Annotated in this window: 11 protein-coding genes; 10 read left to right on the top strand and 1 reads right to left on the bottom strand. The window is 68.7% G+C overall.

From position 1 onward, the window contains the following. Positions 1 to 46: 46 nt before the first annotated feature. The gene (clpX, locus tag ACZ7M2_RS05115) at positions 47 to 1,333 is read left to right on the top strand and encodes an ATP-dependent Clp protease ATP-binding subunit ClpX (protein ID WP_067370615.1); all 1,287 of its coding nucleotides are present in this window, start codon (positions 47 to 49) and stop codon (positions 1,331 to 1,333) included. 89 nt (positions 1,334 to 1,422) lie between these two features. On the opposite strand, the gene ACZ7M2_RS05110 is transcribed toward clpX, so the two are convergent. Further along, positions 1,423 to 2,448 carry a hypothetical protein gene (locus tag ACZ7M2_RS05110; protein WP_471594165.1) on the bottom strand — a complete coding sequence of 342 codons (1,026 nt, stop codon included), beginning with the start codon at positions 2,446 to 2,448 and terminating at the stop codon, positions 1,423 to 1,425. 136 nt (positions 2,449 to 2,584) lie between these two features. Here ACZ7M2_RS05110 and ACZ7M2_RS05105 point away from each other — a divergent pair, with 136 nt between their 5' ends. The 9 genes from ACZ7M2_RS05105 (at position 2,585) to rodA (ending at position 14,931) form a co-directional block, all read left to right on the top strand. Continuing rightward, on the top strand, positions 2,585 to 5,215 hold the full coding sequence (locus ACZ7M2_RS05105; protein ID WP_471594164.1) for a valine--tRNA ligase: 2,631 nt from the start codon (positions 2,585 to 2,587) through the stop codon (positions 5,213 to 5,215). A gap of 366 nt (positions 5,216 to 5,581) precedes the next feature. Next, a complete protein-coding gene (gene folC / locus ACZ7M2_RS05100; RefSeq protein ID WP_471594163.1) occupies positions 5,582 to 7,123 on the top strand; it encodes a bifunctional tetrahydrofolate synthase/dihydrofolate synthase in 1,542 nt (513 codons plus the stop codon). A 5-nt stretch (positions 7,124 to 7,128) separates the two neighbouring features. Then, positions 7,129 to 7,482, top strand: coding sequence for a DUF4233 domain-containing protein (locus tag ACZ7M2_RS05095; RefSeq protein ID WP_352046230.1), 354 nt, complete (start codon positions 7,129 to 7,131; stop codon positions 7,480 to 7,482). A gap of 175 nt (positions 7,483 to 7,657) precedes the next feature. After that, positions 7,658 to 8,071 (top strand): nucleoside-diphosphate kinase, encoded by a 414-nt coding sequence (gene ndk / locus ACZ7M2_RS05090; RefSeq protein ID WP_054231901.1) that lies wholly within the window; start codon positions 7,658 to 7,660, stop codon positions 8,069 to 8,071. A gap of 461 nt (positions 8,072 to 8,532) precedes the next feature. Next, positions 8,533 to 9,552, top strand: coding sequence for a rod shape-determining protein (locus ACZ7M2_RS05085; RefSeq protein ID WP_037747701.1), 1,020 nt, complete (start codon positions 8,533 to 8,535; stop codon positions 9,550 to 9,552). Between the two features lie 154 nt (positions 9,553 to 9,706). Then, positions 9,707 to 10,645: a rod shape-determining protein MreC gene (gene mreC / locus ACZ7M2_RS05080; RefSeq protein WP_067370104.1), complete on the top strand. Its 939-nt coding sequence runs from the start codon at positions 9,707 to 9,709 to the stop codon at positions 10,643 to 10,645. Between the two features lie 13 nt (positions 10,646 to 10,658). After that, positions 10,659 to 11,324 (top strand): rod shape-determining protein MreD, encoded by a 666-nt coding sequence (gene mreD, locus ACZ7M2_RS05075; protein ID WP_099922669.1) that lies wholly within the window; start codon positions 10,659 to 10,661, stop codon positions 11,322 to 11,324. Positions 11,325 to 11,476: 152 nt separating this feature from the next. Then, the gene (gene mrdA / locus ACZ7M2_RS05070; RefSeq protein WP_471594162.1) at positions 11,477 to 13,738 is read left to right on the top strand and encodes a penicillin-binding protein 2; all 2,262 of its coding nucleotides are present in this window, start codon (positions 11,477 to 11,479) and stop codon (positions 13,736 to 13,738) included. Beyond that, complete coding sequence (gene rodA / locus ACZ7M2_RS05065) at positions 13,735 to 14,931, top strand: rod shape-determining protein RodA (protein WP_352046227.1); 1,197 nt, start codon at positions 13,735 to 13,737, stop codon at positions 14,929 to 14,931. The genes mrdA and rodA overlap by 4 nt, the downstream gene beginning before the upstream one ends. Positions 14,932 to 15,246: the final 315 nt, after the last annotated feature.

The following is a 15,246-nucleotide window of genomic DNA, read 5'->3' as shown; positions in this document are numbered from 1 at the left end:
GGAGCCGCTGGACCTAGGCGTCTCCCAGGCGAAGGGGAAGCACACCGTGGCACGCATCGGTGACGGCGGCGATCTGCTCAAGTGCTCGTTCTGTGGCAAGAGCCAGAAGCAGGTCAAGAAGCTCATCGCAGGCCCCGGTGTGTACATCTGCGACGAGTGCATCGATCTCTGCAACGAGATCATCGAAGAAGAACTCGCGGAAACGAGCGAGGTCCGCTGGGAGGAGCTCCCGAAGCCCCGCGAGATCTACGAGTTCCTCGAGGGGTACGTGGTCGGTCAGGAGTCGGCCAAGAAAGCCCTCTCGGTCGCGGTGTACAACCACTACAAGCGGGTCCAGGCCGGTGAGAACGGCGGCGGTCAGAGCCGGGACGACGCCATCGAGTTGGCGAAGTCCAACATCCTCCTGCTGGGCCCCACGGGCTCCGGCAAGACTCTGCTCGCCCAGACGCTCGCGCGCATGCTCAACGTCCCGTTCGCCATCGCCGACGCGACGGCGCTGACGGAGGCGGGGTACGTCGGCGAGGACGTCGAGAACATCCTGCTGAAGCTCATCCAGGCGGCCGACTACGACGTCAAGAAGGCCGAGACGGGCATCATCTACATCGACGAGATCGACAAGGTGGCCCGTAAGAGCGAAAACCCGTCGATCACGCGAGACGTGTCCGGCGAGGGCGTCCAGCAGGCGCTGCTCAAGATCCTGGAGGGCACGACGGCCTCCGTTCCGCCCCAGGGCGGACGCAAGCACCCCCACCAGGAGTTCATCCAGATCGACACGACGAACGTCCTGTTCATCGTGGGCGGCGCCTTCGCGGGCCTGGAGAAGCTCATCGAGTCGAGGGCGGGTGCCAAGGGCATCGGCTTCGGCGCGACGATCCGCTCCAAGCGCGAGCTCGAGTCCAAGGACCAGTTCGAGGCCGTCATGCCCGAGGACCTGGTGAAGTTCGGCATGATCCCCGAGTTCATCGGCCGGCTGCCCGTCATCACCTCGGTCCACAACCTCGACCGGCCGGCGCTCCTCCAGATCCTCGTGGAGCCGCGCAACGCGCTCGTGAAGCAGTACCAGCGCCTGTTCGAACTCGACGGCGTGGAGCTGGACTTCGAGCGAGAGGCCCTGGAAGCCATCGCCGACCAGGCGATCCTCCGCCAGACCGGCGCGCGCGGCCTGCGCGCCATCATGGAGGAGGTCCTCCAGGCGGTGATGTACGAGGTTCCCTCGCGCAAGGACGTGGCGAGGGTCGTCATCACGGCGGACGTCGTCCTCTCCAACGTCAACCCGACGCTGATCCCGCGCGACGCCCGCGGGCGCGGCCCGGGCGAGCAGAAGACGGCGTAACCGCCACCGCACGGACGTACGGCGAAGGGGCCCCGGTCAACCGACCGGGGCCCCTTCGCCGTTGCTGTGCTCGCGGTTGACGCGTGCGGTCAGATCTTGACGCGGACGTCGTTGCGGAGCTTGGCGGCGGTGGCGGCCGCGTCGTCCAGCGAACCGCTCTTGCCGGTGAGGAAGGCGGCGATGTCGACCGAGGTGACGGAGGCGACCGTGCTGTGGTCGCCCCAGACGCACAGGGGCACCTTCACGGTCTTGGGAGCGCCGGCCGTCGAGGTCGACGAGTCGGTGTTCGTGATCTCGGCCGCCTGGCACTTCAGGATGCCGTTGCTGAAGCCGGAGGGCTTGAACTCCTGCGGGCTGCCGAGCAGCTTGCCCTTGGTCTTGTCCTTGCTCTGGTCCTTCTCGGACTCCGTCTTCAGCTTGGCGAACATGGCGTCGACGACGGCCTCCGGGTCGTCGATCGTGCCGTACACGCCGCTGAAGGACAGGTTCTTCGCGGTCAGGCCCGTGCCGTTCGCGTAGCCCGCGCCGACGCCCTTGGCGTTCTTCACGCCCCACTTCTCGAAGTCCTTGATGTCGCTGTCGGACATCGTGGGGGAGTCGCTGGAGCTGTCGGACTTCTTGTAGGTGTCGTTGATGACCGTCGCGGGTGTCGTCAGCTTGTGCGGGCCGTCGTCCGCGACCGAACCGCTGCCGCTGCCACCACCGATGACGAGATACGCCCCCACGGCGATCACGGCGACGACCGCGACCGAGCCGATGACGATCGCCGTCTTCTTCTTGCCACCGCCGGGCGCGGGCGGCTGCGGGACGTTGTAGGGCTGCTGGCCGTAGGGAGGCTGCTGCCCGTGAGGGGGCTGCTGGCCGTACGCGGGCTGCTGACCGTACGGGGGAGTCTGCGGCGGGACACCCTGGGGAGCCTGCTGGGGGTAGCCGTAGCCGGGCTGCGGAGGAGCCTGCTGCGGGTAGCCGTAACCGGGCTGGGGAGGCTGCGGCGGCTGGCCGTAGCCGGGCTGGGGGGCCTGCGGCTGGCCGTAAGGCCCCTGCTGCCCCGGCTGACCGTACGGTCCGGGCTGCTGGGGCGGCCCGCCGTACGGGCCCGGCTGGTTGTAGCTCATCTCTGGGTTCCCCTCCAGATGCTTATGTGTTCCTGACATCCTGGCGTAACCCCTGGGGTGCCACGGCAGTGGGGGGCGGACCGTTACGAAGGAATCGTGTTTCGGGACAGGGCGGTGACGCCCCTAAACTGACCCCGTGACCGAGAACTCTCAGCAGCCGCAATCAGAGCCCACTCCCGAACTGCCGACCCAGTACGCGCCGGCCGAGGTAGAGGGGAAGCTGTACGAGCGCTGGGTAGAACGGGGTTACTTCGCGGCCGACGCGAAGAGCGACAAGCCCGCCTACACCATTGTCATCCCGCCGCCGAACGTCACCGGGTCGCTGCACCTGGGCCATGCCTTCCAGCACACGCTCATGGACGCCCTGACGCGCCGCAAGCGCATGCAGGGGTATGAGTCGCTGTGGCTGCCGGGCATGGACCACGCCGGTATCGCGACCCAGAACGTCGTCGAGCGCGAGCTCGGCAAGGAGGGCAAGTCCCGCCACGATCTGGGCCGTGAGGCGTTCGTCGAGCGCGTGTGGCAGTGGAAGGAAGAGTACGGCGGCAAGATCCTCGGCCAGATGCGCCGGCTCGGGGACGGCGTGGACTGGTCCCGCGAGCGGTTCACCATGGACGAAGGGCTCTCGCAGGCCGTCCAGACCATCTTCAAGAAGCTGTATGACGACGAGCTGATCTACCGCGCCGAGCGCATCATCAACTGGTGCCCGCGCTGCCTCACGGCGATCTCGGACATCGAGGTCGAGTACCAGGACGACGACGGCGAGCTGGTCTCCATGAAGTACGGGGAGGGAGACGACACGATCGTCGTCGCCACCACCCGTGCCGAGACCATGCTCGGTGACACCGCCGTCGCCGTTCACCCCGACGACGAGCGCTACAAGCACCTCGTCGGCCGACGCATCAAGCTGCCGCTGACCAACCGCACCGTCCCCGTCGTCGCGGACACCCACGTCGACCCGGAGTTCGGCACCGGCGCCGTCAAGGTGACCCCGGCCCACGACCCGAACGACTTCGCCATCGGCCAGCGCCACGACCTGGAGTCGCTGACCGTCATGGACGAGCGCGGCGTCATCACCGTGCACGGCCCGTTCCAGGGCCTCGACCGCTTCGAGGCCCGCTCCGCGATCGTCGCCGCGCTGCGCGCGGAGGGCCGCATCGTCGCCGAGAAGCGCCCGTACGTCCACTCGGTGGGCCACTGCTCGCGCTGCAAGACGACGCTGGAGCCGCGTCTGTCCATGCAGTGGTGGGTCAAGGTCGGCCCGCTGGCCAAGGCTGCCGGCGACGCCGTCCGGGACGGCCGGGTCACCATCCACCCGGCCGACATGTCGAAGCGCTACTTCGACTGGGTCGACAACATGCACGACTGGTGCATCTCGCGCCAGCTGTGGTGGGGCCACCGGATCCCCGTCTGGTACGGCCCCGAGGGCGAGGTTGTCTGCGTCGGCCCGGACGAGGAGCCCCCGGGCACCGAAGCCGAGGGCTGGAAGCAGGACCCCGACGTCCTGGACACCTGGTTCTCCTCGGGCCTGTGGCCTTTCTCGACCCTCGGCTGGCCCGAACGGACCCCGGACCTCGAGAAGTTCTACTCGACCGACGTCCTCCTCACGGGCCACGACATCATCTTCTTCTGGGTCGCCCGGATGATGATGTTCGGCCTGTACGCGATGGACGGCGAGGTGCCCTTCAAGACCATCGCCCTCACCGGACTCGTCCGTGACCAGTTCGGCAAGAAGATGTCGAAGTCCTCGGGCACGGCCGTCGACCCGCTCGACTGGATGAACGCGTACGGCTCCGACGCCGTCCGCTTCACCCTCGCCCGCGGCGCCAACCCCGGTACGGACGTGCCGATCGGTGAGGACTGGGTCCAGGCGTCCCGGAACTTCGCCAACAAGATCTGGAACGCCACCCGCTTCGCGCTGATGAACGGCGCGACGGTCGAGGGCCCGCTGCCGGACCCGTCCGAGATGACGGCGACGGACCGCTGGATCCTCTCCCGCCTGAACAAGACGGTGGCCGAAGTCGACGCGTTCTACGACGACTTCCAGTTCGCCAAGCTGTCCGACGCCCTCTACCACTTCGCATGGGACGAGGTCTTCGACTGGTACGTCGAGTTGTCCAAGACGACGTTCATTGCGGGCGGCGAGCCGGCGAAGGTCTCCGGGCGGGTCTTGGGCGAGGTCCTCGACGTCACCCTGCGCCTCCTCCACCCGATCGTCCCCTTCGTCACCGAGACGCTGTGGACGACGCTGACCGGCGGCGAGTCGGTCGTCATCGCCGAGTGGCCGACCGACTCCGGCTTCCGCGACGCGGGTGCCGAGCGCGAGATCGAGACGCTTCAGCAGGTCATCACCGAGGTCCGCCGCTTCCGTGCCGACCAGGGTCTCCAGCCCGGCCAGCGCGTCCCGGCCCGCCTCACGCTGGACGGCACCGCCCTCGCCCCGCACGAGGCGGCCATCCGCCAGTTGCTGCGGCTGCAGCCGGAGGGCGAGGCCTTCGCGGCCACGGCGACGCTTCCCGTCGCCGGGGCCACGGTGGCGCTCGACCTCTCCGGCACGATCGATGTCGTGGCCGAGCGCAAGCGGCTCGCCAAGGACCTCGCCGCCGCGGAGAAGGAGAAGGCCCAGGCGAACGCCAAGCTCGGCAACGAGGCGTTCCTCGCCAAGGCGCCGGACCAGGTCGTGGACAAGATCCGTACGCGGCTCGCCAAGGCGGACGAGGACATCGCCCGCATCCAGGCCCAACTGGAACGCCTCCCGGAGGCGTAACGGCTCTGCCGTAGGTGAACGAAGGCCCCCGGGACCTCACTGGTCCCGGGGGCCTTCGACGTCCTTCGGCTGCGGGTGGGCGGGGGCTGGTCGCGCAGTTCCCCGCGCCCCTGGGGCGGGGGCTTCGCCCCGCATCTCCCGCCCGCCCGGATTCGTTTGGCCGCGGGCCGGTGGGGGCTGGACATGCCTGGGGCGCCGGGGCGCAGCCCCGTGCCCAGGGGCGCGGGGAACTGCGCGACCGGCTTCCACTCGCCCGCAGCCGAAGAACCCACCCCGGGGGTCTGGGGGCGGAGCCCCCGGGACGGGACGGGTAGGGGCGGCGGGGGCGAGAGACCCGGGGTGGGCTCGGCTCCGTAGACTGGCAGCGTGAGTGAGCTCCCCCCGCACGACAGCAGCGAGCCGGACGAGCCGGACCCCAGCGACCCGCACGGTCTCTTCGACGAGATCATCGCGGCCGAGACCGACCGCGACCCCGACCTCGCCGTGATCGAGGCCGGCAGCCGCACCCTGCGCACCCAGGGCGCCGACGCGGGCCGGCAGGCCGACGTGCCCGCGCGCCCGGCCGACCCCGAGGTCGACAAGGCGCTGCGCGAGGTGGAGGCCGAGCTCGCCAGCCGCTGGGGCGAGACCAAGCTGGAGCCGTCCGTCAGCCGGATCGCCGCGCTGATGGACGTCCTGGGTGAGCCCCAGCGCGCGTACCCCTCGATCCACATCACGGGCACGAACGGCAAGACCTCCACCGCCCGCATGATCGAGGCCCTCCTCGGTGCCTTCGACCTGCGCACCGGCCGGTACACCAGCCCTCACGTCCAGTCGATCACCGAGCGGATCAGCCTCGACGGCGCCCCGATCTCCGCCGAGCGGTTCATCGAGACGTACAACGACATCAAGCCGTACATCGAGATGGTCGACGGCCAGCAGGAGTACCGGCTGTCGTTCTTCGAGGTGCTCACCGGCATGGCGTACGCCGCCTTCGCGGACAGCCCCGTCGACGTCGCCGTCGTCGAGGTCGGCATGGGCGGCAGCTGGGACGCCACCAACGTGATCGACGGGGACGTCGCCGTCGTCACCCCCATCGACCTCGACCACACCGATCGGCTCGGCGAGACGCCCGGCGAGATCGCCATCGAGAAGGCCGGCATCATCAAGCAGGACGCGACGGTGATCCTGGCGCAGCAGCCGGTGGACGCCGCTCAGGTGCTGCTGAAGAAGGCCGTGGAAGTCGACGCGACCGTGGCCCGGGAGGGCCTGGAGTTCGGGGTCGTCGCCCGGCAGGTCGCCGTCGGCGGGCAGCTCATCACACTGCGCGGGCTCGGCGGGGAGTACGAGGAGATCTTCCTGCCGCTGCACGGCCCCTACCAGGCGCACAACGCCGTCGTGGCGCTCGCCGCCGTCGAGGCGTTCTTCGGCGTCGGCTCGGCGCACGCCCAGCGGCTCGACATCGACACCGTGCGGAAGGCCTTCGCCTCCGTCACCTCGCCGGGCCGCCTCGAGGTCGTACGGCGCTCGCCGACCGTCGTCCTGGACGCCGCGCACAACCCGGCGGGCGCCCGTGCCACCGCCGAGGCCGTGGGCGAGGCCTTCGACTTCAGCCGGCTGATCGGGGTCGTCGGCGCGAGCGGCGACAAGAACGTACAGGGGCTGCTCGAGGCCTTCGAGCCGATCTTCGCCGAGGTCGTGATCACCCAGAACTCCAGCCATCGCGCGATGGACGCCGACGAGCTCGCCGCGATCGCCGTCGAGATCTTCGGCGACGAGCGGGTGCAGGTGGAGCCGCGGCTCGACGACGCGATCGAGGCGGCGATCACACTGGCCGAGGAGGAGGGCGAGTACGCGGGCGGCGGCGTGCTCGTGACCGGCTCCGTCATCACCGTCGGCGAGGCCCGACTGCTCCTGAGGAGGGGCTGACCGCTGTGCGTACGCTCTGTGCTTCCACTCTGATCGGCGAGTTCTTCGTCATCGGCTTCGCCGGGCTCGTCGCCATGAAGAATCCCGATCTGTCCATGACCACGGTGTGGACGGTCAGCGGGATCTTCATGGCGGTGAGTGTGCTGCTCTGCGGGATGATCACCCGGCCCGGGGGTGTCCAGCTCGGCTGGGCCCTGCAGATCGCGCTGATCGCCAGCGGGTTCTTCGTGGGGTCGATGTTCTTCCTGGGGGCGATCTTCGCCGCGCTGTGGTGGGCCTCAGTGCACTACGGGCGGAAGATCGACGAGGCCAAGGCGAGGTTCGCTGCGCAGGCGGAGGCGGGCGGGAACCCGGCGTAGGCTCTTCGCCCCCGCCGCCCCTGCCCGTCCCACCCGTGGCTGGGGCTCCGCCCCCGGTCGAACGGCCCTGAACAGCCCCGAACGCCCCCGCCCACCTGACTCTGCGTAACACCCACCCAGACACGCCCTGTAGCCTCGGTCACCCGCACACTTGTGACCCGAAGGAGCCACCACCGTGAGCCAGCGCACCCTCGTCCTCCTCAAGCCCGACGCCGTCCGTCGCGGCCTGACCGGCGAGATCATCAGCCGTATCGAGCGCAAGGCCGGCTGGCAGATCACCGCGCTGGAGCTGCGCACGCTGGACCAGGACACGCTGGAACAGCACTACGGCGAGCACAAGGGCAAGCCGTTCTACGAGCCGCTGGTGGAGTTCATGGCGTCCGGCCCGGTCGTGGCGCTGGTCGTCGAGGGCGAGCGGGTCATCGAGGGCGTGCGCGCGCTCGCCGGCCCCACCGACCCCATCGCCGCCGCCCCCGGTTCCATCCGCGGCGACTACGGCGTGATCGTCCGCGAGAACCTGATCCACGCCTCCGACTCCGAGGAGTCCGCCGAGCGCGAGCTGAAGATCTTCTTCCCCGGCCGCGTCTGACCCTTCCTCGTAGCCGCGTCCGAGCTGCGCACGAGTCGCCGCAGAGTCGCGTCCAAGTCGCCTTCAAGCCAGGTCCAAGTCAGGCTGAAGTCGCGTCCAAGTCGCCTCCAAGTGGCGGCAGCCCCGCACAGACATCACGATTCCAAGATGTTCTTGTAACGGCTTGTAAAGGCTTGTAAAGGACTTGCGTCCCCAGCCTGATGTCCGACCAGGGACGGCCGTGGAAATTCCGGCCGTCCCGCGGCATATGCGTGCCGATCGGGGGAACGCGTGCCCCCGTTGGGTCGTCTCCACAAGCGAGGCGACGCCACGCATGCTGACAATGGCGAAGACCCTCGCGCAGTGTTCGTGCAGGCGCGTCTACGATGGAGACCTTCACGTCACTGCACCCACCTCGCCGTTCCTAAAAAGCCGTCAAAGCTCCGCTTGGGAAGGCCAGACGAATCCTGATGGGGAACTCAATGTCGTTCATCGGCCGTGACATGGCTGTCGACCTCGGGACCGCCAACACGCTGGTGTACGTCAGGGGTCGCGGGATCGTACTCAACGAGCCGTCCGTCGTCGCGATCAACACCAACACCGGCGGCATCCTCGCGGTCGGCGCGGAGGCGAAGAAGATGATCGGGCGGACCCCCGGCAACATCGTTGCCGTGCGCCCGCTGAAGGACGGTGTCATCGCCGACTTCGAGATCACCGAGCGCATGCTCCGCTACTTCATCCTGAAGATCCACAAGCGGCGCTATCTCGCCCGTCCCCGTGTCGTCGTCTGCGTGCCCTCGGGCATCACGGGTGTCGAGCGCCGTGCCGTCATCGAGGCGTCGTCCCAGGCCGGCGCCCGCCAGGTGCACATCATCGAGGAGCCCATGGCCGCGGCCATCGGCTCCGGCCTGCCGGTCCACGAGGCCACGGGCAACATGGTGGTGGACATCGGCGGCGGCACCACGGAGGTCGCGGTCATCTCGCTCGGCGGCATCGTCACCGCCCAGTCGATCCGCGTCGCGGGCGACGAGTTGGACAACGCGATCATCCAGCACATCAAGAAGGAGTACAGCCTCCTCCTCGGTGAGCGCACCGCCGAACAGATCAAGATCACGATCGGTTCGGCGTACGACCTGGACAACGACGAACACACCGAAATCCGCGGCCGGGACCTCGTCTCCGGGCTGCCCAAGACCGTGGTCATCTCCGCGGCCGAGGTCCGCAAGGCGATCGAGGAACCGGTCAACGCCATCGTCGACGCCGTGAAGACGACGCTCGACAAGTGCCCGCCGGAGCTGTCGGGTGACGTGATGGACCGAGGAATCGTTCTGACGGGCGGCGGGGCGCTGCTGCGCGGGCTCGACGAGCGCCTGCGCCGCGAGACCGGTATGCCGATCCATATCGCCGAGGATCCGCTGGACAGCGTGGCGCTCGGCTCCGGCAAGTGCGTCGAGGAATTCGAGGCGCTCCAGCAGGTTCTTGACGCCCAGCCGCGCAGATGAGGTAACTCTTCGATTCCGCCGTACGGGATGATCGCTTCTCGTACGGCGGATCGTTGATATCGAGGCATAAGCTCCCCCATAACACCCTTGGGCGTCAGCACTCGCTCGGGGTGCGTTCCTGTTGACACCGACGAGGAAGGCACGGCCGCCGCACGTGAGGGACACACGAGAGAGCCGGCTGCTCCTGGTGCTGCTGATCGCCATCGCGTTCGCTTTGATCACGGTGGACATCCGTGGTGGACAGGACTCACCGGTCCAGGGTGCCCGCCAGGCCGCCGCGACGGTCTTCGGCCCGATCGAGAACGGGGTGTCCTCCGCGGTCGACCCCGTCGGCAACGCGATCGCCGCGGTCCGTGACTCGGACAGCCGACACGATCGCATCGCCCAACTCGAGCACGACAACACGGCGCTGAAGGCCAAGCTCGGCAGTGACGACCGCAATCGCAGCCGTCTCAACCAGCTCGACAAGATGCTGAAGACGGCCGGCGCCGGGCAGTACGGCATCAAGGGCGCCGAGGTCATCGCCATAGGAGCCGCCCAGGGCTTCTCCTGGACCGTGACCATCGACGTCGGCAGCAACGACGGCATCCAGCGCGACATGACGGTCCTGAACGGCGACGGGCTCGTCGGCCGCGTGACCACCGTCGGTCCGGACACCGCCACGGTGCTGCTCGCCAACGACCCCGATTTCACCGTCGGTACGCGGATGGAGGCCAGCGACGAGCTCGGCTTCGCCTCCGGTCAGGGCGACCGCCCGCTGCGGGTGGAGATGCTCAACGGCAAGGCGAAGATCAAGAAGGGGGACCGCCTGGTCACCTTCGGCTCGCAGGCCGACAAGCCCTTCGTGCCCGGCGTCCCGGTCGGCGTGGTCTCCCGTGTCGACCCGTCGGGCGGCGACCTGACCCGCACGATCTACGTCACGCCGTACGTCGCGTTCTCGAAGCTCGACATCGTCGGTGTCGTCGTAGAGGCCCCCCGCAAGGACCCACGTGACACGGTGCTGCCGGCCAAGCCCAAACCGACGCCCACGCCGACCGTGACCGTGACGGTCACCCCCTCGGCGTCCGAGCCCGTCACCGGCCAGACGCCGTAGGAGCTGAATCCCCATGCGTTTCAATCGGATGCTGCTCTCCGCCACTCTGGTGGTGGTCGCCCTGGTGATCCAGGTGAGCGTCCTCGCCCGTCTCCATCTCCCGGGTGCCGTCCCGGACCTCGTCCTGCTCACCGTGCTGGCCCTCGCCATGGTCTACGGCCATGTCGGCGGCGCCCTCATCGGCTTCGCCGCCGGCCTGCTCGCCGACCTCGCCCCACCCGCCGACCATGCCGCCGGGCGCTACGCCCTCGTGCTGTGCGTCATCGGCTATCTCGCGGGGCTGGCGAAGCCGGAGAACGGCCAGCTCAAGTCGGCGACCGGCCCGATGGCCGTGGTCGTCGCCGCCGCGGTCGGCTCCACCCTGCTGTACGCCGGTGTCGGCGCCCTCGTCGGTGACACCGCCGCCCGCCATGTGGGCCTGGGCAGCCTGCTGTTCACGGCCGCCCTGTACGACCTGCTGCTCGCGCCGTTCGTGGTCCCGGGGCTGATGGCCCTGGCCCGGCGCTCCGAGAGCAATCCGCTCGCCGATTCCAACAGCGCCAAGGCCGCCGACGTCTCCTCGGGCTGGCTGGCCTCCGGCACCGGCCTGCGCATCGGCAGCCAGCGCGGCCACCGGGTCAAGGCCGCCCGCGCGCGCGTCGCCCGCGCCGGGCGCATCAAGGGGGTCAAGCGTCTGTGAGCGCACCTCAGTTGACCCACCCCGGGGTCAAGGCCCCCAGGTTCGCCGTGTACTCGTATGACTTGTATGACTCGTACGCATGTGGCGCCCCGTACGCACACGGCTCGCGCGCCCGTGTCCCGTACCCACTCTGAGAGGGGGAGGCAGCACCAGTGACCAACATTCCCGAGACCGGCAGGACCCCACGGGTACAGATCCGACTCGTCGTCATCCAGATCCTCGTCCTCTCCCTCCTCGGCACCCTCGGCGGCCGCCTCTGGTACCTCCAGATCCGCAACGGCCAGGAGTACGCCAAGGAAGCCTCCGGCAACCACGTCCAGCAGGTCGTCCAGCCCGCCGTACGCGGCTCGATCCTCGACGCGCGTGGGGTGCCGATCGCCGACAACGAGACCCGGCTCGTGGTCTCCGCCTCGCGCACCGACCTGCTGAAGATGAAGGACGACGGCAAGGCGGTTCTGACGAAGCTGGCCGACGTGCTGGACATGAAGCCCGAGGACGTCATCCAGAAGGTCCGGCTGTGTGACGCGAAGACGCCGCAGCCCTGCTGGAACGGCTCCCCGTACCAGCCCATCCCCATCACCGACGAGGCCACCGCCAAGCAGGCCCTGCAGATCCGTGAGCGCTCCGAGGACTTCCCCGGCATCAGCGCCGAGCCCGAGGCCGTACGCCGCTACGCCGCCCCCGGCAAGGCCAACACCGCTCAGGTCCTCGGCTATCTCTCGCCCGTCACGGACGCCGAGATCACCCAGGCCAAGGACAGCAGCTCGCCCTACCTCCGCTCCGACCAGGTCGGCCGCTCCGGCCTCGAGCGCCAGTACGACAAGGAGTTGCGCGGCAAGGCCGGCGTCACCCGTTACGAGGTCGACAACCTCGGCCGCGTGATCGGCAAGGCCAAGAGCGACGCGGCCCAGTCCGGCTCGAACCTCGTCACCAGCATCGATTCCCGCGTCCAGCGGGTCGCCGAGTACGAGTTGGACACGGCGATGAAGACCGCCCGCCAGCAGTTCGACAAGATCACCGGCGAGAACTACAAGGCCGACTCGGGCGCCGTCGTCGTGATGGAGGCCAAGACCGGCCGGATCGTCGCCATGGCGTCCGCCCCGACGTACGACCCGAACGCCTGGGTCGGCGGCATCTCCGCCAAGGACTACAAGGCACTCACCGGGAAGAACTCCGACTACCCGTTGCTCAACAGGGCCATACAGGGTCAGTCCGCGCCCGGTTCGACCTTCAAGGTGGTCTCCACGGCCGCCGCGGTCGAGGCCGGCTACGAGTGGGACGGCGGCTACCCCTGCACCAGCTCGTACTCAGTGGGCGGCCAGGTCTTCAAGAACTTCGAGGGCGAGAACTTCGGCCCCATCTCGCTCGGCCGGGCCCTCGAGGTCTCCTGCGACACCGTCTTCTACGGCCTCGCGGACAACGAGTGGAAGAAGGACGGCGGCATCAACCCCAAGAAGGGGGAGCCGAAGGACTACTTCTACAAGGCCGCCCACCAGTTCGGCCTCGGCAAGCAGACCGGCGTCGACCTGCCCAACGAGGTCACCGGCCGCGTCCCCGACCGCCAGTGGAAGCTGAACTACTGGAAGGCCAACAAGGACGCCTGGTGCAAGAGCGGCAAGAAGGACGGCGACTACGTCCAGAGGATCGCGTACGAGAACTGCCTCGAGGGCAACAAGATGCGCGAGGGTGACTCGATCAACTACTCCATCGGCCAGGGCGACACCCTCGTCACGCCGATCCAGGAGGCCATGATCTACGGGGCGATCGCCAACGGCGGCACCATCCACACGCCGACCATCGGCAAGGCGATCGTCAGCGCCGACGGCAAGAGCGTCCAGGAGATCAAGCCCAAGGTCAGCGGCAAGCTGCCGATCGACAAGGCCACGATCAAGGGCATGGACGACGCCCTCGAGGGCGTCGTCACCCGTGGTACCGCCGCCTGGAAGTTCGGCGGCTGGCCGCAGGACAAGATCCCGCTGCACGCCAAGACCGGTACCGCCGAGGTCTACGGCAAGCAGACCACGTCGTGGTTCTCCACGTACAGCAAGGACTACACGGTCGTCATGACGATCGCTCAGGCCGGTACGGGTTCCGGCGCCTCCGGTGAGGCCGTGCGCAACATCTACAACGCGCTGTACGGCGTCCAGGCCGACGGTTCCATCGACAACTCGAAGGCCCTCCTCCCCACCCCCCAGAAGGGCCTCCCGAAGATCCAGACCGACGGTTCGATCGACACCCCGGACATCTCCAAGGACCCGGTCAAGGACCTCCAGGCCAGCGAGTCGCCCTCGCCCGGGGCCACCGACCAGCAGCTGCCACCGGGCACCACGCCGTCCCCGACAGCCAGTAACCGGAACACCCGAAGGCGTACGGACCGCCCGAAGAAGCGGCGGGGGACGAGGATCCTGACATGACCGGAGCGAACAACTTCTCCGTCTCCGGCTACGGCCCCGCCCGCGGCGGGATGTCACGGCTCTTCGCCCGTGACTCCCTGGCCCGCCGCCTCGACTGGCCGATACTGCTCTCGGCCCTCGCGCTCTCCCTGATCGGTTCGGCCCTCGTCTACTCGGCGACCCGCAACCGCACCGAGATCAACCAGGGCGACCCGTACTACTTCCTCATCCGCCACCTCATGAACACCGGCATCGGCTTCGGCCTGATGGTCGGCACGATCTGGCTGGGCCACCGCACCCTGCGCACGGCGGTCCCGATCCTGTACGGCCTCTCGGTCTTCATGATCCTGCTGGTGCTGACCCCGATCGGCGCGACGATCAACGGCCAGCGCAACTGGCTCGTCGTGGGCGGTCTGTCCCTCCAGCCCGCCGAGTTCATCAAGATCACGATCATTCTGGGCATGGCGATGCTGCTGGCCACCCGGGTGGACGCGGGCGACAAGCAGTACCCCGACCACCGCACGGTGCTGCAGGCGCTGGGCCTCGCGGCCGTCCCGATGATGGTCGTGCTGCTCATGCCCGACCTGGGCACGATCATGGTCGCGGTCATCATCGTTCTCGGCGTACTGCTCGCCTCCGGCGCCTCCAACCGCTGGGTGTTCGGTCTGCTCGGTGCCGGTACGCTGGGCGCGGTGGCGATCTGGCAGCTCAAGATCCTCGACGAGTACCAGATCAACCGCTTCGCCGCCTTCGCCAACCCCAACCTCGACCCGGCAGGCGTCGGCTACAACACCAACCAGGCCCGTATCGCCATCGGCTCCGGCGGCCTCTTCGGCACGGGCCTGGGCCACGGCTCCCAGACCACGGGCCAGTTCGTCCCGGAACAGCAGACAGACTTCGTCTTCACGGTCGCGGGCGAGGAGCTGGGCTTCGTGGGTGCCGGCCTGATCCTGCTCCTGCTGGGCGTCGTCCTGTGGCGGGCCTGCCGCATCGCCCGCGAGACCACCGAGCTGTACGGCACGATCGTCGCCGCCGGCATCATCGCCTGGTTCGCCTTCCAGGCCTTCGAGAACATCGGCATGACGCTGGGCATCATGCCGGTCGCGGGCCTTCCCCTGCCCTTCGTCTCCTACGGCGGTTCGTCGATGTTCGCGGTGTGGGTGGCGGTGGGGTTGTTGCAGTCGATCAGAGTCCAGCGCCCCATGTCGGCGTAGGCCTCCGGCGGTTGGGCGGGAGGGGGTACGTCTTCGGCTGCGGCCCGGTGGGGGCTGGTCGCGCAGTTCCCCGCGCCCCTGAACCGGGGCTTCGCCCCTGAATCGGGGGTTGGTCCCTGGCGCACGGTTGGTTTTTCGGGTGCGGCTCGGTGGGGGCTGGTCGCGCAGTTCCCCGCGCCCCTGAAAGCCTTGGGCGTCCGGTGTTCGAGGGGTGTGCCCGAGCCAGTCCCGCCCTCAGAGCACCTCGCGCGTCCGGCGCGTGAGGAGGAGGCGGCCGCCATCCCACCCACAAGGCGGTGCTCTCCCCTGCCGCGT

It is taken from the genome of Streptomyces sp. NPDC111507 (assembly GCF_055638955.1).
This window is presented reverse-complemented; position numbering and strand designations above follow the sequence as displayed.